At 58.2% G+C, this 24,763-nt stretch carries 23 protein-coding genes; 9 read left to right on the top strand and 14 right to left on the bottom strand.

Annotated elements, in window-relative coordinates:
• Positions 1–27 precede the first annotated feature (27 nt).
• On the top strand, positions 28–897 hold the full coding sequence (motA, locus tag GS620_RS16905) for a flagellar motor stator protein MotA (protein WP_152459429.1): 870 nt from the start codon (positions 28–30) through the stop codon (positions 895–897).
• Positions 894–3,029 (top strand): hypothetical protein, encoded by a 2,136-nt coding sequence (locus tag GS620_RS16910; protein ID WP_171617051.1) that lies wholly within the window; start codon positions 894–896, stop codon positions 3,027–3,029. The genes motA and GS620_RS16910 overlap by 4 nt, the downstream gene beginning before the upstream one ends.
• A gap of 589 nt (positions 3,030–3,618) precedes the next feature.
• Here GS620_RS16910 and betB read toward each other — a convergent pair.
• Complete coding sequence (betB, locus tag GS620_RS16915) at positions 3,619–5,073, bottom strand: betaine-aldehyde dehydrogenase (protein ID WP_171617053.1); 1,455 nt, start codon at positions 5,071–5,073, stop codon at positions 3,619–3,621.
• 187 nt (positions 5,074–5,260) lie between these two features.
• On the opposite strand from betB, the gene GS620_RS16920 reads away from it, so the two are divergent.
• Positions 5,261–5,590 (top strand): hypothetical protein, encoded by a 330-nt coding sequence (locus tag GS620_RS16920; protein ID WP_171206694.1) that lies wholly within the window; start codon positions 5,261–5,263, stop codon positions 5,588–5,590.
• Positions 5,591–5,597: 7 nt separating this feature from the next.
• Here the strand turns inward: GS620_RS16920 and GS620_RS16925 are convergent, their stop codons facing one another.
• Both GS620_RS16925 and GS620_RS16930 read right to left on the bottom strand, forming a co-directional pair.
• Complete coding sequence (locus tag GS620_RS16925) at positions 5,598–6,107, bottom strand: potassium channel family protein (protein ID WP_152459433.1); 510 nt, start codon at positions 6,105–6,107, stop codon at positions 5,598–5,600.
• A gap of 65 nt (positions 6,108–6,172) precedes the next feature.
• Complete coding sequence (locus tag GS620_RS16930; RefSeq protein WP_171617055.1) at positions 6,173–7,078, bottom strand: rhodanese-related sulfurtransferase; 906 nt, start codon at positions 7,076–7,078, stop codon at positions 6,173–6,175.
• A 96-nt stretch (positions 7,079–7,174) separates the two neighbouring features.
• Here GS620_RS16930 and pncA point away from each other — a divergent pair, with 96 nt between their 5' ends.
• On the top strand, positions 7,175–7,768 hold the full coding sequence (gene pncA / locus GS620_RS16935; RefSeq protein ID WP_171617057.1) for a bifunctional nicotinamidase/pyrazinamidase: 594 nt from the start codon (positions 7,175–7,177) through the stop codon (positions 7,766–7,768).
• Here pncA and GS620_RS16940 read toward each other — a convergent pair.
• Positions 7,765–8,295 carry a hypothetical protein gene (locus GS620_RS16940; RefSeq protein WP_171617059.1) on the bottom strand — a complete coding sequence of 177 codons (531 nt, stop codon included), beginning with the start codon at positions 8,293–8,295 and terminating at the stop codon, positions 7,765–7,767. The two genes, pncA and GS620_RS16940, sit on opposite strands and share 4 nt — an antisense overlap.
• 164 nt (positions 8,296–8,459) lie before the next feature.
• Between GS620_RS16940 and pncB the strand changes: the two genes are divergently transcribed.
• Positions 8,460–9,752, top strand: a complete 1,293-nt coding sequence (pncB, locus tag GS620_RS16945; RefSeq protein ID WP_171617061.1) for a nicotinate phosphoribosyltransferase — start codon at positions 8,460–8,462, stop codon at positions 9,750–9,752.
• An 87-nt stretch (positions 9,753–9,839) separates the two neighbouring features.
• Positions 9,840–11,000, top strand: coding sequence for a hypothetical protein (locus GS620_RS16950; RefSeq protein ID WP_171617063.1), 1,161 nt, complete (start codon positions 9,840–9,842; stop codon positions 10,998–11,000).
• Between the two features lie 16 nt (positions 11,001–11,016).
• Here the strand turns inward: GS620_RS16950 and GS620_RS16955 are convergent, their stop codons facing one another.
• The 6 genes from GS620_RS16955 to GS620_RS16980 all read right to left on the bottom strand — a co-directional run bounded on the left by GS620_RS16955 (position 11,017) and on the right by GS620_RS16980 (position 18,517).
• The gene (locus GS620_RS16955; RefSeq protein ID WP_171617065.1) at positions 11,017–12,468 is read right to left on the bottom strand and encodes an aldehyde dehydrogenase family protein; all 1,452 of its coding nucleotides are present in this window, start codon (positions 12,466–12,468) and stop codon (positions 11,017–11,019) included.
• A gap of 33 nt (positions 12,469–12,501) precedes the next feature.
• Positions 12,502–14,100, bottom strand: coding sequence for an ABC transporter ATP-binding protein (locus tag GS620_RS16960; RefSeq protein WP_171617067.1), 1,599 nt, complete (start codon positions 14,098–14,100; stop codon positions 12,502–12,504).
• The gene (locus GS620_RS16965; RefSeq protein WP_171617069.1) at positions 14,097–14,912 is read right to left on the bottom strand and encodes an ABC transporter permease; all 816 of its coding nucleotides are present in this window, start codon (positions 14,910–14,912) and stop codon (positions 14,097–14,099) included. Before GS620_RS16965 ends, GS620_RS16960 begins: the two co-directional genes overlap by 4 nt.
• The gene (locus GS620_RS16970) at positions 14,909–15,856 is read right to left on the bottom strand and encodes an ABC transporter permease (protein ID WP_171117079.1); all 948 of its coding nucleotides are present in this window, start codon (positions 15,854–15,856) and stop codon (positions 14,909–14,911) included. Before GS620_RS16970 ends, GS620_RS16965 begins: the two co-directional genes overlap by 4 nt.
• A 40-nt stretch (positions 15,857–15,896) precedes the next feature.
• Positions 15,897–16,919 carry a hypothetical protein gene (locus GS620_RS16975; RefSeq protein ID WP_367397107.1) on the bottom strand — a complete coding sequence of 341 codons (1,023 nt, stop codon included), beginning with the start codon at positions 16,917–16,919 and terminating at the stop codon, positions 15,897–15,899.
• Positions 16,920–17,029: 110 nt separating this feature from the next.
• Positions 17,030–18,517, bottom strand: a complete 1,488-nt coding sequence (locus tag GS620_RS16980) for an ABC transporter substrate-binding protein (RefSeq protein ID WP_171617071.1) — start codon at positions 18,515–18,517, stop codon at positions 17,030–17,032.
• A gap of 169 nt (positions 18,518–18,686) precedes the next feature.
• On the opposite strand from GS620_RS16980, the gene panB reads away from it, so the two are divergent.
• The 3 genes from panB (at position 18,687) to glpK (ending at position 21,922) form a co-directional block, all read left to right on the top strand.
• Positions 18,687–19,526: a 3-methyl-2-oxobutanoate hydroxymethyltransferase gene (gene panB / locus GS620_RS16985; protein WP_171617073.1), complete on the top strand. Its 840-nt coding sequence runs from the start codon at positions 18,687–18,689 to the stop codon at positions 19,524–19,526.
• Complete coding sequence (gene panC / locus GS620_RS16990; RefSeq protein WP_171617075.1) at positions 19,523–20,374, top strand: pantoate--beta-alanine ligase; 852 nt, start codon at positions 19,523–19,525, stop codon at positions 20,372–20,374. Before panB ends, panC begins: the two co-directional genes overlap by 4 nt.
• Before the next feature lie 69 nt (positions 20,375–20,443).
• Positions 20,444–21,922 (top strand): glycerol kinase GlpK, encoded by a 1,479-nt coding sequence (gene glpK, locus GS620_RS16995; RefSeq protein WP_171617077.1) that lies wholly within the window; start codon positions 20,444–20,446, stop codon positions 21,920–21,922.
• Here the strand turns inward: glpK and smpB are convergent.
• From smpB to GS620_RS17015, 4 genes are all read right to left on the bottom strand, one after another.
• The gene (gene smpB, locus GS620_RS17000; RefSeq protein WP_152459447.1) at positions 21,919–22,395 is read right to left on the bottom strand and encodes an SsrA-binding protein SmpB; all 477 of its coding nucleotides are present in this window, start codon (positions 22,393–22,395) and stop codon (positions 21,919–21,921) included. The genes glpK and smpB overlap by 4 nt on opposite strands.
• 58 nt (positions 22,396–22,453) lie before the next feature.
• Positions 22,454–22,996, bottom strand: a complete 543-nt coding sequence (gene idi, locus GS620_RS17005) for an isopentenyl-diphosphate Delta-isomerase (protein WP_171172087.1) — start codon at positions 22,994–22,996, stop codon at positions 22,454–22,456.
• A 201-nt stretch (positions 22,997–23,197) separates the two neighbouring features.
• Entirely contained in the window at positions 23,198–23,611 is a 414-nt protein-coding gene (locus GS620_RS17010) for a cytochrome c family protein (protein WP_171617079.1), read from the bottom strand.
• 113 nt (positions 23,612–23,724) lie between these two features.
• Positions 23,725–24,741: a P1 family peptidase gene (locus GS620_RS17015; RefSeq protein WP_171172091.1), complete on the bottom strand. Its 1,017-nt coding sequence runs from the start codon at positions 24,739–24,741 to the stop codon at positions 23,725–23,727.
• Between the last annotated feature and the right edge of the window lie 22 nt (positions 24,742–24,763).

The raw sequence follows: 24,763 nt of genomic DNA on the forward strand, positions 1-24,763 counted from the left end.
CGCACAGAACTCATCTGGAGATCTCAAATGATTGGAATTGTTGGAATTGTTGTCATCTTCGTAATGGTCTTCGGCGGCTATCTCGCGGCAGGTGGCAAGATGACCATCATCATGAAATCTCTTCCCTTCGAAATGATGATGATCGGTGGCGCCGCCGTAGGAGCCTTTCTGATCAGCAATGACATGGGCGGCGTGAAACATACGATCAAAGACATGGCCAAGGTTTTCAAGGGCCCGAAATGGAAGCCCGAAGACTATCGTGACCTTCTGTGCCTTCTGTTTTCGTTGATCCGCATTGCCCGCGCCAACCCTGTTGAGGTCGAGCAGCATATAGAAGACCCCGAAAACTCCAGCTTGTTTTCCGCATACCCCAAGATCCAATCAGACAAGGAGGCCGTCGACCTGATTTGTGACACCATGCGGTCGGCGGCGATGAATTATGACGATCCGCATCAGGTTGAAGAGGTTTTGGAGAAGCGCATGGAGGCGAATTTTCATCACGCCATGCACTCAAGCCATGCGCTTCAAACAGTAGCAGACGGCCTGCCCGCGCTGGGGATCGTTGCTGCGGTTCTGGGCGTGATCAAGACGATGGGATCAATCGATCAGCCGCCCGAAGTGCTGGGGAAGCTGATTGGGGGTGCCCTGGTAGGCACGTTCCTGGGCGTTTTTCTGGCCTATGGTCTGGTCGGCCCGTTCGCAGGCAAACTGAAAGCCGTGGTTGAAGAAGACAACCACTTTTATCAGCTGATCAAGGAAGTACTGGTGGCCAACCTGCACAACCACAATGCCGCCATGTGCATTGAAGTCGGACGCCAGAACACTCCAACCCATAACCGCCCGGGCTTTTCCGAGCTGGAAGACGCATTGAAAGAGCTCAAGCAGGCTGCGGCATGAAGCGCATCGGGTTTCTGATTGCTGTTTTGGTCACGGCTGCATCTGCCGTGACCGCACAGGACGTGGTGGTGCGATCCGGTGAGCATGACGGATTCACACGTCTGGTTTTCGACGTGCCACCGGACACCCGCTGGGTGCTGGCGCAACGGAAGAACGGCACCAGCCTTACCATTGCCCTGGACGACGTGACATTCAAAACCAGCTCGGTTTTTGGGCGTTTGACCACGAACCGCCTGGCCTCATTGTCGCAGGAAAACCCCGGCAGCGCTTTGGAGCTGGAGTTCGGGTGCGACTGCGTGGCGTCGGCGTTTCTGTACAGAAACTCGATGATCGTACTCGACATCGCGCCAGGGGAATTGTTGCCGCCGCTTCTTGAGAATGTACCGCCACCCTTGATCGGAAAAACGGCCGAAGGCAAACCGCCATCGGTTGAGACAGGGTTGCATCTTCCGCTCCTCACCATGACTGAGCAGGGGATAAAAGACCAGCTGTCCACTCGTCTTCTGCAAGGGACCGATCGCAAGTTGCTGGATTTGAAGCTTGCTCCTGTCGGGCCTCGCACTACCGCCCCGTCGGGTACAAGCGTTGTGCCTTCCCAATTGCGTTCGAACGTACGTCTCACCACGGTTCTGGACGATTTGCAGAATGTTTTGAACGCAGAACTGCAACCAATTGACCACAGACCGGCCTGCATCTCGACTGCTGAGCTGAATTTTGCGGCCTGGTCAGGGGACACGCCTTTTCCGGATCAGGTATCAGCTCTCCGCTCTGGGCTGTACAAAGAGTTTGACAAACTTGACGGCGAAAAGGCCATGAACTTGGCCAGGCTCTACGCCTCTTTCGGTTTCGGAGCCGAAGCGTTGAGTGTCTTGAGGCTGTTGGAGACGCCGCCAAAGGGCTTCGAGCCCGTTGCGGCAATTGCGCGGGTTGTAGAAAACCGGCCGCCGCTGCCCAGGAATCCATTCAACGACCTGCAACGATGTGACAGCGATGCCGCGCTTTGGGCTGTGTTGTCCGATGGGGAACTGGCACCTGACGCAAACGTGGAAGCAATCGAAAACGCGTATTCAAAACTGCCGGATCATCTTCGCCGCCAGCTGGGGCCGCGGTTATCAGAAATACTGGTGAGCGCACAACAACTAGAGGCTGCCCGCAGAATCCTTCGTTCGGTTGACCGGATTGAACCGGAAACGACATCCCGTTTCGCTCAGGCCAAAGCCAGCGTTGCCAAGGCGGAAGGGGACAGTGACCGTGAAGAAGAGTTGTTGACCGAGGTTATAACCTCTACCGACGCCGCCGCTGAATCTCCGCTGGCTTTGGCGCGCCTGGTGGAAAAACGTTGGTCTGAACGCAAAGCTGTTTCTTCTCAGGAGCTTGATCTGGCGGCATCTTATGCGGTCGAGTTCAAACGATCGGAGCTGGGCGCGATGATGAACCGCACCTATGCGATCGCTCTGAGCCTGAGCCAGGAATTCGACCGCGCATTTGACGTGATCAAAGCGCAGCCACCCGGACCCGATAGTGACGGCACGATCAATCGGCATCTGCAATTGGTTGCCGAAAGATCGGACGACGCAACCTTTCTACGTCAGACGATGGAGGTAATGCAGCCAGACATGACGGCAGTGCTGACAACCAATACTGCAATTGCATTGGCAAGCCGTCTTGCTGATCTGGGCTTTGCTCAGCAGACATTCGCGCTGGCGAACAAACCGGAAGATCAGTCTCGGCGCTCGGATCGGGCTCGGTTGCGGGCTCGGGCCGCTTTGCTGTCGGGGCGCCCTCATCAAGCCCTGCTGGAGCTGGCTGATGACAATTCCGCAGAGGCGATTGCCTTGCGCGCGCAGGCGATGGTTTCAACAGAAGATTTTGCAGCCGCCGGCGAAATGCTCCGAGATCTCGAACAAAACGAAGCGGCAAACCGGTACTTCTGGCTGGCCGGAGTATCGGATAAAAGGTTGGAACCTGCGGGCGGGAAATACGCGGCATTGAATCAAATGACCCAAGCCTTGTCTGACCTGCCGGAACGGTTGGCAGAAAAACCGCTGGCGGATGCGGAAAACCTGTTGAAGGACAGCCAGTCGGCCCGCCAGCGGATCGACGAGATGTTGAACGCAGTTGGGGTAAAATGACGTATATCGCGACTGTTCCGGCCGCACCCGGCAAAGTGAACGCCGGTCCCGGTAAACCCTGCGATGCGTTTCAACCGCTGGCAGCGTTGGGAGCCCGGCGCAGTTGCTTCAAAGCGGGTCCAATCAGAACACCCGATCAGGCGGGGATGCAAACATGGCTCCAACTTCTTTCAAGGATGTTGTGTTCCAGACATGACACAGAAGAACAGGCCGCCGAATTTCAGGCCACGTTCCTCAACCAAAAAGGTCACGACGGCTGACCGCCCGTAAAGCAACCGGTGCCGTGGAATTTGCGGCAGATGCGTGAAAACGAGACGCCACATCCGAAATACGGCGGTAAAAGTTCCGCACCTTCAATGAGTTCCGTGGTCAGAGAAATCGCGGACGTGTCTCCTCATCAGGCCGGGCCAACCGGCTTGGGATGGCAACGTCTTTGGACACAAATTCTGCAAGCCCGCCTTTTCCGGCACGCTGACAGGCATCGGTATTGCCAGTGCAGTATTGCACACCACTGGCTGGCGTTTCCCCTGCTCCCGGCGTCAGACACCGGGAACAGAGACGTCAAAAACAGCGGACAACCGTCCTTGATTCAGTACGGAGCCTCAACATCATTCATCGAGACATAGACGGTTTTCATTTCCGAGAAGTGATTGATCGCCAGTTTCGAGTTCTCGCGCCCGACACCGGACATCTTCGATCCACCAAACGGCGCTTCAACCGGGGCAAGGTTGTAGGTGTTGATATAGCAAGTGCCAGCTTCGAATCCGGCCACGATTCGATGCGCCCGGGTCAGATCGTTCGTGAAGACACCTGCGGCCAGACCGAACTCGGTGTCATTGGCGCGGGCCATCACCTCTTCCTCGGTCTCGAAATCCAGCACCGACATGACGGGGCCAAAGATTTCCTCGCGCGCGATGGTCATGTTGTCCGTGACGTCAGCAAAAACCGTAGGCTGCACAAAATAGCCGTCTCTTTCGATCCGTTCTCCGCCATAAACCAGTCTTGCGCCTTCGGCTTTGCCCTTTTCGATATAGCCCAGGGCGATGTTCATCTGGTTCTCGCTGACCATCGGGCCAAAGCTGACGTCCTCGTCCATTGGATCGCCGGTTTTCGCGTGCGCCAGACGTTCCGACAGACGTTTCAGGAATGCCTCTTTGATACCTTTCTGAACGAAGACGCGGGTGCCGTTGGAACAAACCTGGCCCGAAGAGTAGAAATTGCCCAGGATCGCACCTGATACAGCGTTTTCGATGTCGGCATCGTCAAAGACGATCATCGGGGATTTGCCGCCAAGTTCCATGGTCACATGCTTCATGCCATCCGCCGCAGCAGCATAGACCTTGCGGCCCGTCGGCACAGAACCTGTCAAAGAGACCTTGGCCACGCGCGGATCAGAGACCAGCGAAGCACCGACATCACCGTAACCCTGGATCACGTTGTAGACACCCTTGGGTGCGCCGGCCTCGACAAGAATTTCGGCCACTTTCAATGCCGAAAGGGGCGTGGTTTCCGAAGGTTTGAATACCATCGTGTTGCCGCAAGCCAGTGCAGGTGCACCTTTCCAGCAGGCGATCTGCGTGGGGTAATTCCAGGCGCCGATACCGACGCACACGCCCAGCGCCTCGCGGATGGTATAGACGAAATCCCCCCCGCCCAGCGGAATATGCTCGCCAGTCAGAGAGGCTGCCAATCCACCAAAATACTCCAGCGCATCGGCCCCCGAGGTGGCATCGGCCACTGTGGTTTCCTGAATCGGCTTGCCGGTATCATGGGTTTCCAGAACGGACAGGTCGTAATTGCGTTCGCGCATGATATCAGAGGCGCGGCGCAGGATGCGGCCACGTTCCGTCCCGGACAGGGCCGCCCATGCTGCCTGAGCGTTTTTTGCACTGTTTAGAGCCTGTTCCACGATCGCCGGCGTCGCTGAATGCAACCGTGCAATCACTTCGCCTGTAGCGGGATAGATCACTTCGATGGCCGCGCCGTTTGTATCTTCGACATATTCGCCGTCAATGAAATGGCTGGCCCGGGGCTGAAACTTCATACCGTGTCCTTTTCTTTCGCACCCGTCAGGACGGGACAAATGGTCAGTCGAAAATCGGCCTATCGGTTATTGATTGACCAGTCAATAAAATCATCGAAGGGGCGGTTTCACGCCTGTCAAACCCCGCAAACCTTGAAATTTTTGGTTAATGTTCTATTTATGTTCTACATAGTCAGAGGACAAACCGATGACCCAGCAAACACGCCCCACAGCCCTGAACGGGCCGAACAACGACTATCACCTGCTTCCGGTCACCGATCGGCAGATGCGGTATGCGCGTGCAATTGCCGAGAAGTCAGCCCTTGAGATTCCGGTTGAGGCACAGCGCGACCGGCGGCTTTTGTCTGACTGGATTTCAGCCCACAAACCACACGGGACCTCGCAGTTCGACAATTACCCAACGGGAAAACAAGTCGCGTTTGCCGAGCGGATTTCACGCAGCAAGCGCCGCCCGATCCCATCCGAGTGTTTCCGCGACAAGAAAATGATGTCGCGCTGGATCGATCACAACAAATAGTCCCGAATTAGGGTCTATCCGGATTGTGGTTGCGGGCATAAAGCGAAACTGCTGCGGCAACAAACATCCCCAGCAGGATATAGCCCGTTACGGCCTCGGACACGGCGAGCCCACGGCACAGACCGGTCGGGGACATGTCGCCATATCCGACTGTGGTGAAGGTGACATAGGAAAAATACAGGATATCCCCCGGACCCTGCGCACCAATGACACAGTGGTCGTTATACCCAAAGGCCCCGTAAACTGCGGCGAACAGGAATGGAACGACCTGTATGAACGAAACACCCATCAGAAACAAAAGCCTGCGGGGCGATTTCACTTGTGTCATGTAGTACCAGGATTGTGACACCAACCAGATCAACAACCCGATCGAGGCGACTGTGCCAATCGTATCGCCTGCAGCCGCCTCGCTCAGGCGGGACAGGCCATACCAGGCCAGGAAGCTAGCAAGGACCAGCCCCAGTGCCGCAATCAGCGTCGATTTCCATTCGTCCAATGTCGTGGGTTTGCGGTGCATGAACGCCCCTTCAATCCGGTCTTCGGGCAATCATCCGACCTAAAGGCATCGCTCGCAACCCGAATTCAATCCTGCCGCAGATGCGCCTCACCCCGTTCCCGCGCCAGCAGGATCTGCTTCTGCCGCTCGCGAAAGCGCATTTTGTCAGCATCGGACGTCTCATCGATGCATTGATGGCAAGAAACGCCGTGCTCGTATTCCGGGCGCTTCATATCCTCGGGCAGGATAGGACGCCGGCAGCCATGACAAAGCTTGTGCGGCCCTTCAACAAGCCCGTGGCCAACCGAAACGCGATTGTCGAAAACAAAGCATTCACCCTGCCAGGAACTGTCTTCGGCGGGGATTTCCTCCAGATACCGCAGGATACCGCCTTTGAGGTGATAGACATCTTCGACCCCCTGCCCCAACAAGTAGTTGGTGGATTTCTCGCAACGGATGCCGCCCGTGCAGAACATGGCGACCCGCTTGTTGTGAAAGCGGTCCTTGTTCTGTTCCCACCATGCCGGGAAATCGCGGAAACTGGCTGTTTCAGGGTCTATTGCGCCTTCAAACGTCCCGATTGCCACTTCGTAATCGTTTCGCGTGTCGATCAACACCACATCGTCAGAACGGATCAGGTCATTCCACTCCTGCGGGTCGACATAGTTGCCCACACGGGCGCGCGGGTCCACGTCGGGCTGGCCCATGGTCACGATCTCTTTCTTCAGCCGCACCTTCATCTTGCCGAAAGGCGGGTGGTCCGAGGTCGCTTCTTTCCACTCCAGATCAGCACAACCGGGCAAGGATCGGATATGTGACAGCACGGCGTCAATTCCGGCCCGCGGGCCGGCGATCGTGCCGTTGATCCCTTCCTGGGCAAGCAGCAGCGTACCTGTGACGGACTGCGCGCGGCACAAGTCCAGCAAGGGGTCGCGCAACGCGGCCGGATCCGCGAAACGGGTAAAGTGATAGAGGGCAGCGATTGTGTACATACGCGCGATCTACCTTTGCAGACCCAGAGTCGCAAGGGATTGCATTGACGCCCCGCGCGCCGCCGCCTACCGATAGAGCGGTAAAAGGAGGCCGCCATGACCCATGCTCTGCTCGTGATCGATGTCCAGAACGACTTCTGCCCAGGTGGGGCACTGGCCGTGGCAGAAGGGGACGAGATCGTCGCACCGATAAACGCCATGATGGATGAATTCGATGCCGTGATCCTGACTCAGGACTGGCATCCGGCGGGGCATTCTTCGTTTGCCAGTTCCCACGATGGCAAAAACCCGTTCGACCTGGTCGAAATGCCCTATGGCCAACAGGTTCTGTGGCCCGACCACTGCGTGCAGGGCACGCGCGGCGCCGGGTTTCATCCCGAATTGCGCACGGATGGCGACCTGATCCTTCGCAAGGGGTTCCGCAGTGCCATCGACAGCTATTCCGCATTCTTCGAGAATGACCACCAGACACCGACAGGCCTGAAAGGCTATTTGGATACACGCGGTATCAACCGTTTGACCCTTGTGGGATTGGCCACCGATTACTGCGTGCGTTATTCCGCGGTAGATGCCGCCAGGTTGGGTTTCGATGTCACGGTTCGCATGGGTGCCTGTCGCGCGATTGACATGGACGGTTCGCTGGCAGCCGCCGAGCAGGCGATGCGGGACGCCGGAGTCGCTTTGACCTAAGGTGTGGCCCCTGCGGCAGCCAAAAGCTTGATCATCACGAACAGAACAACCGCCAGACCCAGCGCGAACCCAATGCGCCCTGGTATCGTCCGACGTTCCGGGTTGGTTTGGTTTGACGGAGGTGGCGGAACGCGCATCGGTCGGCTGCGTACGATCCCAGCCATGGGTTGCGCGATTCGCACATAATGCAGGAAATCCCAAAGGTTGAAATCGCCGCAATATTCACCCTGAATTCCACGCGTCCTGATGTTGTCAAACAGCGACCGCAGAATTCGCACCCGATCCGCATGATCCTCGGCCGGAAAAACACCTGGCACGATGCCGCTGTTGCGCGACTCGAGGCTGAATCCGGCATCCATGAAAATCTTGCGGATTTTCGGCGATGTTCCACGCAACGCGTCCGCGGCTCTGATATCGCGGAACACCGCACATACCTGGCGTTCCCTATCAGAGGCAGACCCCAGCTTTTCGGGGTCCAGATCTTCCAGCGCTACGTTAACAATATCAAAATCGTACTCGATACCCATTCACAAACTCAGTTTCGACTTTCCATCCCCTCTTCTCACTAACCGGTAAAAACAATGCACAATATGCCGGTATTGTGACGTCAAACTGGCATTGTCACCAAATCAGCGACTCTTGCTATTTCCAGAGTCGATTGATCTAACTACGGAAATCGCAGGAGTTCCCCATGGTCGACATCGCGACCCGCGTCTACAATCACAAATGGAAGATTGACCCGATTGTACGGTCTTTGATCGATACTGATTTCTACAAACTGCTGATGTGCCAGTCAGTGTTTCGAAACAAGCCTCAAACAGATGTCGTTTTTTCGTTGATCAACCGGTCGAATCACGTACCTCTGGCGCGTTTGATCGATGAAGGCGAGCTGCGGGAACAGCTAGATCACATCCGCTCTCTCAGCCTCAGCCGTGGGGAAAGCACCTGGCTGCGCGGCAACATGTTCTATGGAAAACGGCAGATGTTCCGCTCTGACTTCATGGAGTGGTTCGAGAATTTGCGACTGCCGCCCTATCACCTTGAACGCAAAGGTGACCAATTTGAACTGACCTTTGAAGGCAAGTGGCACGAGGTCATGTTGTGGGAAATCCCCGCGCTGGCGGTGTTGATGGAGCTGCGCTCGCGCGCGGTGCTGAACGACATGCGCCGGTTCGAATTGCAGGTGCTTTACGCCCGCGCGATGACCCGGGTTTGGGAAAAGATCGAAAAGTTGAGCTCGATAAACGGGCTTGGGATCGCGGATTTCGGCACCAGACGGCGGCATTCCTTTCTGTGGCAGGATTGGTGCGTGCAGGCGATGATCGAAGGGCTGGGCGCATCCTTTACCGGAACTTCAAACTGCCTGATCGCCATGCGACGCGAGGTCGAGGCCATCGGCACCAATGCGCATGAACTGCCCATGGTCTATTCCGCGCTGGCCGATACGGATGAAGCGTTGGCGCAGGCGCCTTATGACGTGCTCAGCGACTGGCATGACGAGCATGACGGCAACCTCCGCATCATCCTGCCCGACACCTATGGCACCAAGGGGTTTCTGGACAATGCTCCTGACTGGCTGGCGGGATGGACCGGCATTCGCATCGACAGCGGAGACCCGGCAGCAGCGGCCGAGGTCGCAATAGACTGGTGGAACGCACGCGGCGAAGTCCCGACAGGGAAACGGATCATCTTCTCTGATGGTCTGGATGTCGAGAAAATTCAGGAATTGCATGCCCAGTTCGCGGGCCGCGCCAATATTTCCTTCGGTTGGGGAACCTTGCTGACCAACGATTTTCGCGGACTCGTCCCCTATGACGCGCTGGCGCCGTTCTCATTGGTCTGCAAAGCGGTATCCGCCAATGGCCGCCCGACGGTCAAACTGTCGGACAACCCGGAAAAGGCTATGGGTCCGGAGGACCAGATCGAACGCTACAAGCGGGTGTTTGGAGTCGGAGCGCAAAAGGCGATCGAGGTGATCGTCTGAACCACGGCAGCGCATTCATCATTTATCGGCACCTCACCTGATGCTATTTTGGAAGGCATTCTCATTGAGCATTAAGGTTGAGATAAAATGATTTTTGAACCAAGGAACTTCTACGATACCGGCGGATCCCGGGATGAGCTTTCACTTTTTTCCTACGCCGCATACCTGATATCCCGCGCGCAGTTTCTGCAAGCCGAAGGCGATGACAGCGACCTTTTACTGTTGGGCCGCGATTGGGAAGAAACCGACGATGCCGTTCTGTCCAAACAGCTTGTTATGCTCGGATTCCGGCCAATTGACGACCGCCAAACATCCGCCCACGAATACATGCGTTTCTTTGATGGCCCCGGCGATCTAAGGCCCGTTGACCTGCTTACTTCGCCAGAGCCTGAGGGGTATTACCAACATTTGTTCGAGGCGATCAAAGCAGCAGAAGAACAGCCGAACGTCGAACATATTGACGCTGCTTTGAAGCTTGGACTGGCGGCCCCTGATTCAATTGTTGCTCTTGCCGCACTGAGTTCGTGCCTCAAACTGTATTCGCCGGAATCTTTTCCGCCACGTCTTTGGCTTGGTGTGTTTACGGCGCGTTGGGCGCAGTTGGAGCCGCTCTCGCAAGATTTGCTTACTGTGTTGTCGTCCGCTCTGATTTCAGACCCGCCGGGTTCGAAGATTCCACCGGCGCCCGCGCAACAGAAAGCCGGTGCGCCGGGGTTGCTTCTGGTTCATGGCACACACTTCGAAGTCAATCCCGACCCCACATGGTACTATCCCCATGTCGGAGATCTGCACAATTACATCAGGCCGCATCGCAACGACATCTATTCAGGGCAAAACTACTATGAATGGGAGGGCCGGTGGTCCGACCGCGGCCGACATATTGCTGCCAAACACTTGAAAAACTGGATAGATCTTCAGGCTTATCACGGCTGCGATGTGGTGGCCCACAGCCACGGCTGCAATGTCGTCATGAAAGCCGCCGAGATGGGGGCACATTTCAACAAGGTCGTTTTCTTGAGCTGCCCGATACACTGGCACAAATACAACCTGAATTCAGGCCGGATCAATGTGCCGTATTCTGTTCGGGTCTGGTTTGACCTGGTGATCCTGGCAGATGGCGGAAGACAAAAGTTCCCCGCCAGTGCCAACGTTGCCGACGAGGTCGTCGGAGGTTGGTTCAGCGGGCATTCTGCCACGCGGACATCACAGATTTGGGGCAATCACACATTGGAAGCAAAGCTGATCTGAATTGCCTGGGGAAGTGTTATCCGTGAAACGCGGCAACTGTCTTCAACTGTGAAAAGCCGTACAAAGCTTCGAACCCTTTCTCGCGGCCATGGCCGGATTTTCCCACCCCGCCAAACGGCAGTTCAACACCACCGCCTGCACCGTAGTTGTTGATGAAAACCTGACCCGAGTGCAGCGCTTTCGCCAACCGCATCTGCCGCGCGCCATCCCGCGTCCAGACGCTGGCGACCAGGCCGTACTCTGTACTATTCGCTATGGTCAGGGCCTGTTCTTCGGTGTCGAACGGGATCAGAACCTGGACGGGGCCGAAAATTTCGTCCTGTGCCAACTGATGATCTGGCGGCACGTCTGCGAACAAAGTGGGCCGGACATAGGCTCCGGTCTCTGGCGCGTCTTCGACAATTTGCCCCTGCGCAGCGATCGTCAGGTCCGTGGCGGTTTTCAGAAAACCCCTGACAATCTGTTTCTGCCGGTCCGAGATCAACGGCCCAACCCGCAGATCCTGCATCGCCGGGCCGACGGTCAGTTCTTCATAGGCCTTGGACATGCGCGATCTGACCTGCTCATAAACGCCCCGCTGCACCAGGATCCGGGACGAGGCCGAACAGGTCTGGCCCGCATTTTGGATACCCGCATTCACCAGAAACGGCAGCGCCGCATCCAGATCGGCGTCGTCAAAAACCAATTGCGGGGATTTCCCGCCCAGTTCCAGCGTCACGGGCACCACGTTGCGTCCCGCCGCCTGCTGCACAAGGGCCCCTGTGGCAACAGAACCGGTGAACGAGATGTGGTTTACACCCGAATGTCCGGACAGGGCCGCACCCGCCTCGACCCCCAGACCGGGCACGACATTCAAAGCACCGGCTGGCAGCCCGGCCTGTTGCGCAAGATGGGCAAAGGCCAACGCGGTCAGACAGGCCTCTTCCGCAGGTTTCAGAACACAGGCGTTACCCATGGCCAACGCCGCCCCGACCGAACGCCCGATAATCTGCATCGGATAGTTCCAGGGCACGATATGGCCCGTCACCCCATGCGGTTCGCGCAAGGTATAGACGGTGTAGCCATCGAGATAGGGAATGGTCTCGCCCATCACCTTGTCCGCCGCGCCGCCGTAGAACTCGCAATAGCGCGCCAGGGCGACCGCGTCTGCCCGGGCCTGTGTCAGCGGTTTGCCGACATCCATCGCCTCAAGCCGCGCCAGATCGTCCACCCGTTCCAGCACCAGCTGGCTTAGCCGGGTCAGGATGCGGCCGCGTTCCAACGCCGTCTTTCGCCCCCAATCACCATTCAACGCAGAACGGGCGGCTTGTACCGCCGCGTCGATATCCGCCTCGAACCCTCGGGCGATCCGGCAGATCTCGGTCCCGTCCGAAGGGTTGATCAAGGGCAGGCTGTCGCCCGCAGCCGCCCGGATCCAGCGCCCGCCGATCAGGCACAAGGTGGGATCAAACCAAATGTTCTGGGTCATTTTGGGCCTCCAATCAGGCTCTAACAAGGAACTTTATGCCGTCAGCGGCCTTATCTCGGGCAACCGGGGCGCAGCGGTAATCAGGGTTTGCGTATAGGGATGTTGCGGATCTTCGAACACCTGCTTGGTCTGACCCTGTTCGACGATCCGCCCGGACTGCATCACAAGCACACGGTCGGTGATCGTGCGGACAACGCTCAGGTCATGGCTGATGAACAGATAGGTCAGGTCATAGGCGTCGCACAGTTCAGCGAGCAGATCGAGGATCTGAGCACGGACCGAAACGTCAAGCGCCGAAACCGCCTCGTCGAACAGGATCAGATCGGGCCGGATGATCAGGGCGCGCGCAATGGCGATCCGTTGCCGTTGCCCGCCCGAGAATTCGTGGATGTACTTGCCCGCGTCGTCGGGGCCGAGGCCGACGGCCGTCAATATTTCCGAGATCCGATCCTGTCGATCTGATCCGGTGGGCGGGGTGTCCAGCAGGTGGAAAGGCTCGGTGATCAGGCGCGCGACGCGGTGGCGGGGGTTGAAGCTGCCATATGGGTCCTGAAACACAACCTGCATCCTCCGACGCACGGCAAGGTTGGGTTTGTGACCGGTGAATACCGGCTGACCACCCAGCTGGATTTGACCGGACTGAACCTCCTCCAAGCCCAAAATTGCCCGTGTCAGGGTCGATTTTCCGCATCCGGATTCCCCGACCAGCCCCAACCGCTCGCCTCGGTTGAGGCAGAAGCTGACACCATCCACCGCCCGGTGATGGCGCGGCGCGTCCAACAGGCCTTTTCGGGGTAATCGGTAGGCCCGGACAACCTGGGTTACCTCCAGCAACGTTTGCGGTTGCGCGGGTTCCGGCAAAGTGACCTGATGGCCAGACGCCTCGAACAGCATTCGGGTATAAGGGTGTTGCATGTGACGCAGCAGGTGCTGTGTGGCCCCGCTTTCAACCACTTCTCCGTGGCGCATGACGATGATCTGGTCGGCCATGTCAGAGACAACAGCCAGATCATGGGTGATCATCAGCAGCCCCATGTCGTATTCGCGCACCAGCCCCTTGAGCAGGTCGAGAATCTGCGCCTGTGTCGTGACGTCCAGCGCTGTCGTCGGCTCGTCCGCGATCAGCAGCCTGGGGCGCAGAGCGATGGCCATGGCAATGACCACGCGTTGCCGTTGCCCGCCGGACAGTTCGTGCGGATAGCGGGAAAGGGGGAAGCGATCAGGCGGCAGGCCGACGCGGGTCAGCACCTCTTTGGCGCATGTTCGGGCCTGGGTCGGGGGCATCGCCTTGTGGATCAGGATCGTCTCCATCACCTGATCACCGATGGTTTTCACCGGATTGAGCGCTGTCATCGGTTCCTGAAACACCATCCCCACGGACGCGCCGCGCAAGGCGCACAAATCGGGCTCTGACCGTGTCAACAGATCCTGACCGTCCAGCCAGATCGCACCTTCCGTGCTGGCCCCATGCGGCAGCAGTTGCATCACCGCCAATGCGGTCATCGATTTGCCCGAGCCGCTTTCACCCGTCACCGCCACGATCTGGCCGGGGTCGATCGACAAGCTGACCTGTTTCAGAATCGGTCTCCCGTGGATCGTCAGCGACAGGTTTTCAATCTGCAACAAACTCATGCCCGCGCCACCCTGATCCGGGGATCCAGCCAGTCCCGCATTCCGTCGCCCAACACGTTCAGACCCAGCACCGTGACGATGATCGACAGACCCGGAATCAGAGCCAAATGCGGGGCAAAACTGACCATCGTCTGCGCGTCTGCCAGCATCCGACCCCAACTGGGCGTCGGAGGTTGAGCGCCCAGACCGACATATGACAGGCCCGCTTCGGCCAGAATGCCAAGGCTGAACTGGATGGTCCCCTGCACGATCAGCAGATTGGCCACGTTAGGCAGAATATGTTCAGCCGATATCCGCGCGGCCCCTTTGCCCGACACACGGGCGGCGAGGATGAACTCTCTCTCCCAAAGCGACAAAGCAGCCCCGCGGGTGATACGGGCAAAGACGGGGATGTTGAAAATACCGATCGCAACAATGGCGTTGATCGCTCCGGCGCCATAGACGGCCGTGATCAGGATGGCGATCACCAGCGAAGGGAAAGCGAAGACCAGATCGTTGCCACGCATGATGACCTCATCCAGCCATGAGCCTTTGCGCGCGGCCGCCGCCAGTCCAAGAGGAACGCCGATTGCCATGCCGATGCCGACGGCCACCAGCGCCACCGCAATTGACGTACGCGCACCGACCATGATCATCGAGAACATGTCGCGGCCGAAATGATCGGTCCCAAACCAATGCTGCCCGTTTGGTGGCTGCAATTTATTGGGAATGTCCAGCGCGGCATGGTCGTAGGGGGTCCAGATGAACGAGACCAACGCGGCCAGAACCACCAGCGACGACAACAAGGCCCCAAGGATCAGGTTCCGGTTCATGTCCTGCTCCTCAGTCGTGGGTCCACGGCCGCATAAGCAAGATCGACAAGGAAATTGACCGTTATCACAGCAAAGACCAGCAGCATCACGACCGATTCCACGACGATGAGGTCTCGGGCAGAAATGGCCTGAAACACCAGCCGCCCGAGGCCCGGCAGATAGAACACCTGTTCGATGATGATCGATCCCGCCAGCAGAAAGGAAAACTGCAAGCCGATGATGGTCAGCACCGGAATCAGCGCATTTCGCACCCCATGCCGCCAAAGGGCCTGACGACGGGACAGACCCTTGGCCCGAGCCGTACGCATGAAATCCTCACCCAGAATGTCCAGCAAGGCCGACCGCATGACGCGCGCCAGAATCGCCGCCTGTGGCAAGGCAAGAGCCACGGCAGGCAGGGTCAGGGAATGCAGGCCGACCCACAGACCGTCGTTCCAACCGGCAAACCCGCCCGCATTGAACCAGCGCAGATTGATGGCGAAGATCAGCACAAGCATCATCGCGAACCAGAAGTTCGGGACTGCGATGCCAAGCTGCGTCGCCCCCATCACTGCAAGGTCCCCCGGTTTGCCCCGACGCGCAGCGGCATAGATTCCGGCGGGAAAGGCGATCAACGTGGACAGCGTCAGCGCATAAAGTGCCAGGGGCAACGACACCCACAGCCGGTCAGCGATCATCTGCGACACCGGTGTGCGATAGGTGTATGAGGTGCCGAAATCGCCCACCAGCATGCCGCCAACCCAGTGGAAATAGCGCTGTATCTTTGACCCATCCAGGCCCAGCTCGGCCCGCAGCGCCGCCAGCGTGTCCTCCTGCGCATTGACGCCCAGCATGAACGAGGCCGGATCACCCGGGGCAACCTCGATCACGGCGAAGATGACCACCGAGGCGACGGCCAGGCTGACAAGCAAGGAAATCAGTCGTTTGAGGACGTAGCGGAGCATTGGCACCACGTTAGGGTCACATCAGGCACGGGTCCAGCGTCTAAGGCACCAGAAGGAAAGCGGAAACCGCATAGGCAACGATCGCGGCATAGCCCAGTGGATAGATCCACTTGATCGCATAATTGTCCAAAGTGCGCGCCGCCCCCTCCTTGCCGGACACTTTCAATCGTCGCAGCGCGACGTTGAACACGATCAGCGCCCCGGTCATCAGGAACATACACTGAAGGACAAAATCCAGAAAAGTCAGATAACCCAGCTTGGGCAGATCTGCGGATATTGCCCAGTTGAACGCGACGAAGACCAGCAGGTTGCCGCCCGCAATCTCGATCCTCCGGCGGTATTCATCCAGAAAAAACAGCGCCCAGCCGACCGAGATCAAGACAAGCATCGGCAGGAAAACCCGAATGACGTAATAGGTCAGATGTCGATTGCCCTCAAAAACAAGCGCGACCTGATCGCTTTCTTTGCCGGATAGACCCAAGACCCTGGATGTTTCCAACCGTGCATTGTTCAGAATCCATTCTTCTTCGCCCAGCTGATCTCCGAGGCCCGAGAATTCGTTCAACGGATGGTAAGTGACGTATTCAGAGGGAAAGACCGAAACGACCTCGAAATGAAACTCCTGCGTGTCGAACGGGTATTTTCGGAAATCGAAATGAGGCGCCTGGAGTGTAAGAGACGATTTTTCGACATACAGCACCCGCCCGTCGTAACGCAGGGATGCGGCGGATTCGTGGATCCACTTGTTGGACTGCTGATTGTGAATGACAAAAGCCGGCAGAACGGACCCGATACTTGCCGCATGATTGGCAAGGTCGGGCGGGTTGAAGACCCTGATATCCCTCCCCAGTTCCTCAGGATCAAACGCCAGCGCCGGATCGGTCCATTCCACCCGCAAGACCACAACCGCGCCATAGTTTTCGGCCTTTTGATCAACACCGGTGATCTGGTCGATGCGAATGCCGATCCCAACATTCAACGGATTCTCGGGCGTTCCGGGCAGGGCATCCAGCCGCCCCCCCAACACATTCTGCGCCGTGGCCGCGACAGAGGAACCGAGCACCAGGAAAAAACCTAAAACCAAGACGGGAATGGCACGGAGCAAGAACATACGTGAGAACACCCTGACACAATGGAAGGTCCGGGCCGCCCGGCGCGGCCCGGGCTGTAACATCACTCGGACCAGCTGATCTGAGTCAGATCGATTGCGGCGGTGGGCGCGTTCTCCCAAAGGCCCTGAACGCCGACTTTCGCAACGCCCAGTTTGGCCAACTGGAACAGGTAGCCATTGACATAGTCGCTTGCGATCAGGCGCTGCGCCTCACCCAGCAAACGGGTGCGTTCTTCGGGGTCGGTGGTGGTGTTCAGAGTGTCCATCAGCGCCTGAAAATCCGTGCTGTCATACTGAAAGTAATAATCAGGCCGCGCATAAATACCGATATCCATAGGCTCGGTATGGCTGACGATGGTCAGACCGAATTCCTTGCCCTTGAACACGGATTCCAGCCATTGGGCCCATTCCACATTGATGATCTCGGCCGTGATGCCAACCTCGGCCAGCTGCGCCGCTATGATTTCGCCCCCACGACGGGCGTAAGACGGCGGAGGCAAATGCAATGTCGTCTCGAACCCATTTTCGAATCCCGCCTCTGCCAGCAACTCTCTGGCTTTTTCGGGGTCGTAAGCGGATTGCGCGGTCAGATCGACGTAAGCCGGATTGTGCGGCGCAAAGTGGGTTCCGATCGGCGTGCCATAGCCAAACATTGCGCCGTCGATGATCGCCTGCCGGTCAATGGCATGGGCCAATGCCTGACGAACAAGGATATCATCAAACGGAGGTTGCTTGTTGTTGGTAGACAGGATCGTCTCACCTTCGGTCGACCCCACAAGGACCTGAAAGCGCGGGTCGGCCTCGAACTGAGGCAGGTTTTCCGGCGCCGGGAAGTTGTCAAACACGTCGACATCCTCGGCCATCATGGCGGCAAAAGCGGCAGTCGGGTCCGAGATGAACTTGAATGTCGCAGTCTCTAGTTCGGGCTGTTCGCCCCAGTAATCGGGGTTTCGGTTCAGCGTGATACTGTCGCCCTGCACCCAGTTTCCAAAGGTATAGGCACCGGTACCAACCGGGTTGGTCTTGATGTTGTCTATGCTTTCCGGCGCGACGATGACCGCATCCCCCCAGGCCAAGTTGAACAGGAAATTTCCGTTCGGCTCTGACAGGGTGACTTTCACGGTCAACGGGTCGACGACCTCGACGGTTTCGATACCGGCAAACAGGGCCTTCTGCGCGTTGGCGCTGTCTTCCGCGGTTGCGCGGTCAAGGCTGAATTTGACATCCTCGGCGTCCATGGTGGTGCCATCATGGAAGATCACCCCGTCATGCAGGCTAAAGGTATAGACCGTCCCGTCTTCGGAAATCTCCCAGCTTTCCGCCAAGCCGGGTACGACCGAACCATCGCCCATGAAACGTGTCAGACCTTCGAAGATATTGGTGTAAACCACCGAGTCGATGGCTTGCGCCGCGGCGCTTGTCGGATCCAGATGCGGAGGCTCAAGCTGCATCGCGATAATGATGTCCGACTTGGCCAAAGCCTGCGTGGCAAGCAGGCTGGCCCCTACAGCCAGGGTCGATGCAAATGTCCGGAACAGGAATTTTGTCATGTGAATTCTCCCTACTGAAATGGGTTGTGCCCTTGTTTTCAGGGCCATTTTACTGACAGTCTTCCTGTAAACCTCAGGTCAATCAAGGGAATGTTCGCGCAACCGGGGTTTCTTCGGCCCCTCCCGATCTGCTATGCCGCACTGCAACATAATACTGCAGGAGCGATCCATGAGCGCCACCGCCCGCAAGAAAGCCCCGAACGCCGAGGACATTCGCGCCCGAAAAGGCGGCGAACCTCTGGTCTCTTTGACCGCCTATACCACGCCAATGGCGCGCCTGATGGACGCCCATTGCGATTTCGTGCTGGTCGGTGACAGCGTCGGCATGGTGATTCACGGGCTGGAATCCACGCTGGGGGTCACGATGGAGATGATGATCCTGCATGGTCAGGCCGTATCACGCGGCCTGGAAAGTGCGATGATGGTCATCGACATGCCTTTCGGAAGCTATGAGGAAAGCCCGGCACAGGCCTTTCGCAACGCCGCACGCCTGATGGCGCACACAAATGCAGGCGCGGTCAAACTGGAAGGCGGAGTCGAAATGGCTGAAACCATCCGCTTTCTGGTGAAACGAGGCATTCCGGTGATGGCTCATATCGGACTGACGCCGCAGTCGATCAATACGCTGGGCGGCTACAAGGTGCAGGGCCGGGACGAGCAGGCTGAAGCCGTCATGGCAGACGCCCACGCCGTAACCGAGGCTGGTGCGTTCTCGGTCGTTCTGGAGAAAGTGCCCCAAGGTCTGGCGAACCAGATCACCGAAGAGATTGCGATCCCGACCATCGGCATCGGTGCATCTGCGGGCTGTGACGGGCAGATTTTGGTCGTGGACGACATGGTGGGCTTTTTCACCGCATTCAAACCCAAATTCGTCAAACGCTATGCCGAGCTTGGTCCGTTGGCCGAAGCGGCCATTGCGGAATACGCGGCCGAAGTCCGCGCGCGGACCTTCCCGGCGGACGAACATGTCTTTGCCGATCAGGCTCCGGCCAAAGGACAAAAGACATGACCGCACCGATTCTGCGCTCTCTGACCGAGCTGCGTGCCAACACCACCACATGGCGCCGAAACGGTGAGGTGATCGGCGTGGTTCCGACCATGGGTGCGCTGCACGAGGGGCATTTGTCACTGGCGCAGGCTGCGAAACAGGGCTGCGACCGGGTGATCGTGACGATTTTTGTGAACCCCAAGCAGTTCAACAATCCCGAAGACTTGGCAAATTACCCCCGCACCGAACATGAAGACGCCCAAAAGCTGGCCCCGTATGGCGTGGATGCGATCTATGTGCCGGACCCGCAGGAAATCTATCCGGAAGGTTTTTCGACGACGGTGTCGGTTGCCGGTCTGACCGACGTGATGGAAGGCCCCTTCCGCCCCGGACATTTCGAAGGCGTGGCCACGGTGGTCGCCAAGCTGTTCCTGCAAACACAGGCGGATCGAGCCTATTTCGGGGAAAAAGACTATCAACAGCTGCTGGTTGTCCGCCGGATGGCGCGTGATCTGAATATCCCCATAGAGGTGATCGGCTGCCCGACCGTGCGTGAACCCTCGGGCCTGGCGATGTCGTCGCGCAACCTTCTTCTTTCCCCCCAAGGATTGGAGATCGCAGAGCAAATGAACAGCGTCATGCGGCAGGTGGCGGACGATCTAGCTGAGGGAGCAGACTTTGCCATGCTGGCGCAGGATGCCAAGGAAACCCTGCTGAAGGTCGGGTTCACCGAAGTCGAGTATGTCGACCTGCGCTGTGCCGAGACGCTGGAAAGCCTGTCCAACGCAAGTCAACCCGCCCGCCTGTTCGTCACGGCCTGGGCCGACGGTGTCCGCCTGATCGACAATATTCCTGTCAATCCGGCCTGATTTCTGCACTGGCCCCTTCGCCATTGTTTGCGCTAAAGTCCGGCAAAACGATACCGGGGGAGAGCGGAAATGACCCATATTCTGGCAATCGATCAAGGCACCACATCCTCGCGCGCCATTCTGTTTGACGCGCAGATGCGGCCTGTTGGCACCGCCCAGCAGGAGTTTCCTCAGCACTTTCCGCAGGAAGGCTGGGTTGAACACGACCCCGAGGATATCTGGTCCAGCGTTCTGCACGTGTGCCGCGAGGTGATGGAAACCACCGGTGTTTCAGCGGATCAGATTGCCGGTATCGGCATCACCAACCAGCGCGAAACGACGGTCGTCTGGGACAAACAGACCGGCAAGGCCATCCACAATGCCATCGTCTGGCAAGACCGCCGCACCGCCGATATCTGCGCGCGCTACAAACAGGCCGGGTGCGAGGATGACGTCACAGCTCAGACCGGTCTGCTGCTAGATCCTTATTTCTCGGGCACCAAGGTCAAATGGCTGCTGGATACCGTTTCGGGCGCCCGCGAGCGCGCAGAAGCCAGAGACCTGCTGTTCGGCACGATCGACAGTTTCCTGATCTGGCGGCTGACCGAAGGCCGTGTTCATGCAACCGATGCCACCAACGCCGCCCGTACTCTGCTGTTCGATATTCACTCGGGCACGTGGAGCGCCGAGATTTGCGACCTGCTGGATGTGCCCCTGAACCTTTTGCCCGAAGTGAAGGATTGCGCCGCGGATTTCGGAACCACCACTTTGCTCGGGGGCGACATTCCCATTCTGGGCGTTGCTGGCGACCAGCAAGCCGCCACCATCGGGCAGGCCTGTTTCCAGCCCGGTATGATGAAATCAACCTATGGCACGGGTTGCTTTGCGCTGCTGAACACCGGCGCGCAGCCGGTTCAGTCGAATAACCGCCTGCTGACGACGATCGCGTATCAACTGGACGGCCGACGAACTTATGCGCTGGAGGGTTCGATCTTTATCGCGGGGGCCGCAGTGCAATGGCTGCGCGACGCGTTGCAGATCATTGATGCGGCGCCACAAAGCGGCGAACTGGCGGCTCAGGCCGATCCGAACCAGCATGTGGTGCTTGTGCCCGCCTTCACCGGCCTCGGGGCGCCTTATTGGAAACCTGACTGTCGCGGAGCGCTGTTCGGGCTGACGCGCAATTCCGGCCGGGCCGAGATTGCCCGCGCCACGCTGGAAAGCATCGCCTTCCAGACCCGCGACCTGTGGCATGCCATGCAGGGCGACTGGGGCGCCGATGCCGATGTCATCCTGCGCGTCGATGGCGGGATGGCCGCGTCTGACTGGACCATGCAAGGCCTGTCGAACTGTCTTGGCGCGCCTGTGGACCGCCCTGTCATGCAAGAGACGACAGCCCTGGGCGCCGCATGGCTGGCAGGCATGAAAGCCGGAATTTATCCGGATCAGGCCGGGTTTGCGGAAACATGGGCGCTGGATCGCCGGTTCGAACCAACGCAGGAACAAGCCGAACGCGATGCGGCTTATGAGCGTTGGCAACGCGCGGTACAGGCTGCGATGGCGTTCTAGCTGTGGTCTTTCAACAAACGCTGTTTCTGCCGTGACCAATCGCGCTTGGCCTGGGTTTCGCGCTTGTCATGGGTTTTCTTACCCTTGGCGATGCCGATCTTGATCTTGGCCAACCCCTTGTGGTTGAAATACAAAACCAGCGGCACCAGCGTCATGCCCTTGCGCTGGGTTGCATTCCACAAATCGGACATCTGTTTGCGGGACACCAGCAGCTTGCGACGGCGGCGTTCTTCGTGCTTGAACACTTTGGCCTGCTCGTATGGCGCGATATAGCTGTTGACCAGCCACAGCTCGCCATCATCGACGGTGGCATAGCTTTCCGCGATGTTGGAGCCACCCGCGCGCAGGGATTTGACCTCGGATCCTTGCAGAACGATACCGCATTCGATGTCGTCCTCGATGGCATAATCGAAGCGGGCGCGCCGGTTTTCGGCGATCACTTTGTAATTCGGGTCTGTCTTCTGCTTGGCCATGACGCGTTGATTTAGGCGGCTTGCGCCGCCCTTGCAAGGCACGGATTTCCAGCCGAGGTCATGATTTGGCAGAAATGATCAGATCCGGGCCAAAAATCGTGTCCGCGTGGTTGTGAAGATATATCTTCAACCAGGGCGTAAACCGGTCCGGGTGGCGTTTCACCTCGGCCAACAGATCGTGATAGTCGATCCAACGGATATCCATGACTTCATCCGGGTTGGGCGCGATTTTCAGCGGGCCGCGGACATGGGCCAGAAAGACGTCGACAACCTCGTTTTCCACCATGCTGTTGCCGACATCGGCGTGATATTCCAGCCGGTGTCGGTATTCTGGATACAGGCCCGTGATCCCAAGCTCTTCACGCAGGCGGCGCACGGCACAGGTGGACGAGCTTTCGTCCCAATCGGGATGCGTGCAGCAGGTGTTCGCCCAAAGGCCGGGTGTGTGGTACTTGCCCAATGCGCGACGCTGTAACAGGATCTCGGTCCCCCGTACGACAAAAACCGACACAGCCTTGTGCTTGAGCCCCTTCTCGTGAACTTCAAGCTTGTCTACAGGGGTCAACTCACCATCGACCCAAGCTGGGATCATGATACCCATCTGTCCTCTCCTGCTGCCAATCCGCCTGACGAGCCCTGATTTTGATTATAGCTGTTGCCGGACCGGCTTGACTTTGCGACGTTGCTTGGCAATCCGCCGTCTGACTTCAAAGTGTCGCTGTTCCACACTGTTATCAATCGCACCAAAGGCCGCAGGGGCTGCGGCCTTTGGTCCTTGTGCAGTGGTGCACAGTATCAGGTGTTATTCACCCGACACGCTTGCGATATAGGCATAGACGTCTTCGGCACCCTTTTTCAGCTTGAAGGTCATTTTCGATTTGGCGGATGTGTCATCCAGATAGGCTTTCAAAAATGCCTTGGGGTCCTGAGCATACTCGACAAAAGTAGTTTCGTCCCAGACCAGACCCTTCTCACCGGCGGCAACGATGCTGTCTCCGTATTTGAAACCCTCAACGGTACCGGCGGTGCGGCCCGCGATTCCATAGAGGTTGGGGCCGGTCTTGCCACCTTTGACGATCACTTCGCCTGCCGGGTCGGCGATCATGTGGCAGGACTTGCATTTGTTGAAGGTTTTCTTGCCCGCCTCAGCGTCACCTTCAGCATAAGCAGGAAGGGCCAGAAGGCCGACGATTGCGGTAGCGAGGATGCGATTCATAGCTTTTGCTCCGATAGAAATTGGCTGCACCGAATGGACCGTCGGCGCAAAAAAGAGTCAACGCGCAGATTGCCGCGCGCGCTTAATGTGCCACTGCGACAAATACGATGTCCTTAACTTTTGTCATGTACCTCGGACCAGCAAGGCAACAGATCGCCCGCGGCCGGAGTCGCCAGATACACGGCGCGCGCAATAGCTCGCGCCAGGCACAGCGAGGCCGCATGCCCGATGACACCTGGTTCGGTGTCGGTGGCGACACTCCGCGCGCCCGTGCTGACCCCGAATACCAGATCACCATCCCCCGGCGTGTGGGCGGGTACAATGGCGCGGGCAATACCGTCATGGGCGGCAACGGCCAGTCTCTGACATTGCGGTTTGGTCAGGGCCACATCCGTCGCAACGATGGCAATCGTGGTATTGGCCTTGTCCGGGTTCGCGGACTGCATCACCTGCGCCTTGCGACTGACCGTTGGTTGGCCAAGTCCGGCATTGGAATCAGGCCCCAACCCGCCGAATTCGCCGTCCACTTCAAAGGGGGCTGCCCAGAAATGCCTGTCACCCGGCGTGGTGACACTGCCCAGCGGATTGACCGCAACCAATGCGCCAACGGTAACACCACTGTCCAAAACAACCGAGGCCGAACCCAACCCGCCTTTGTGCATCGCGGTCAAAGCCCCGGTTCCTGCACCTGCTGTTCCGAGTTCGAACCGGTCCGACGCGGACTCGAACGCCGCACGGCCCAATGCGCGATAGGGATTCTCGTGCCACGCCTTGTCGCCGCCATTCAGCAGGTCGAACAGGATCGCCCCGGGCACGATCGGCACCACGGCGGAACCCACCTGAAACCCGCGGCCTTGGGCATGCAGCGCGTCCATGACACCCGAACAGGCATCCAGCCCGAAGGCCGACCCGCCCGAAAGCACGATCGCATCCACCTTTTCAACGGTCTTGTCGGCGGCCAGCAAATCTGTCTCGCGCGTGCCGGGAGCGCCACCCATCACATGCACCGAGGCTCGGAGTGGTTGCGCGCCGGTCAGGACGGTGACGCCTGATTTCAAAGTTGCGTTCTGTGCGTTGCCGACCTTCAGGCCGGGGACATCCGTGATCAGGTTTCTGGGTCCGGGGATCATGCAAGCCTCGGCGGTTGAGCGG

This window comes from Ruegeria sp. HKCCD6428 (assembly GCF_013110595.1).
Classification (GTDB): domain Bacteria; phylum Pseudomonadota; class Alphaproteobacteria; order Rhodobacterales; family Rhodobacteraceae; genus Ruegeria.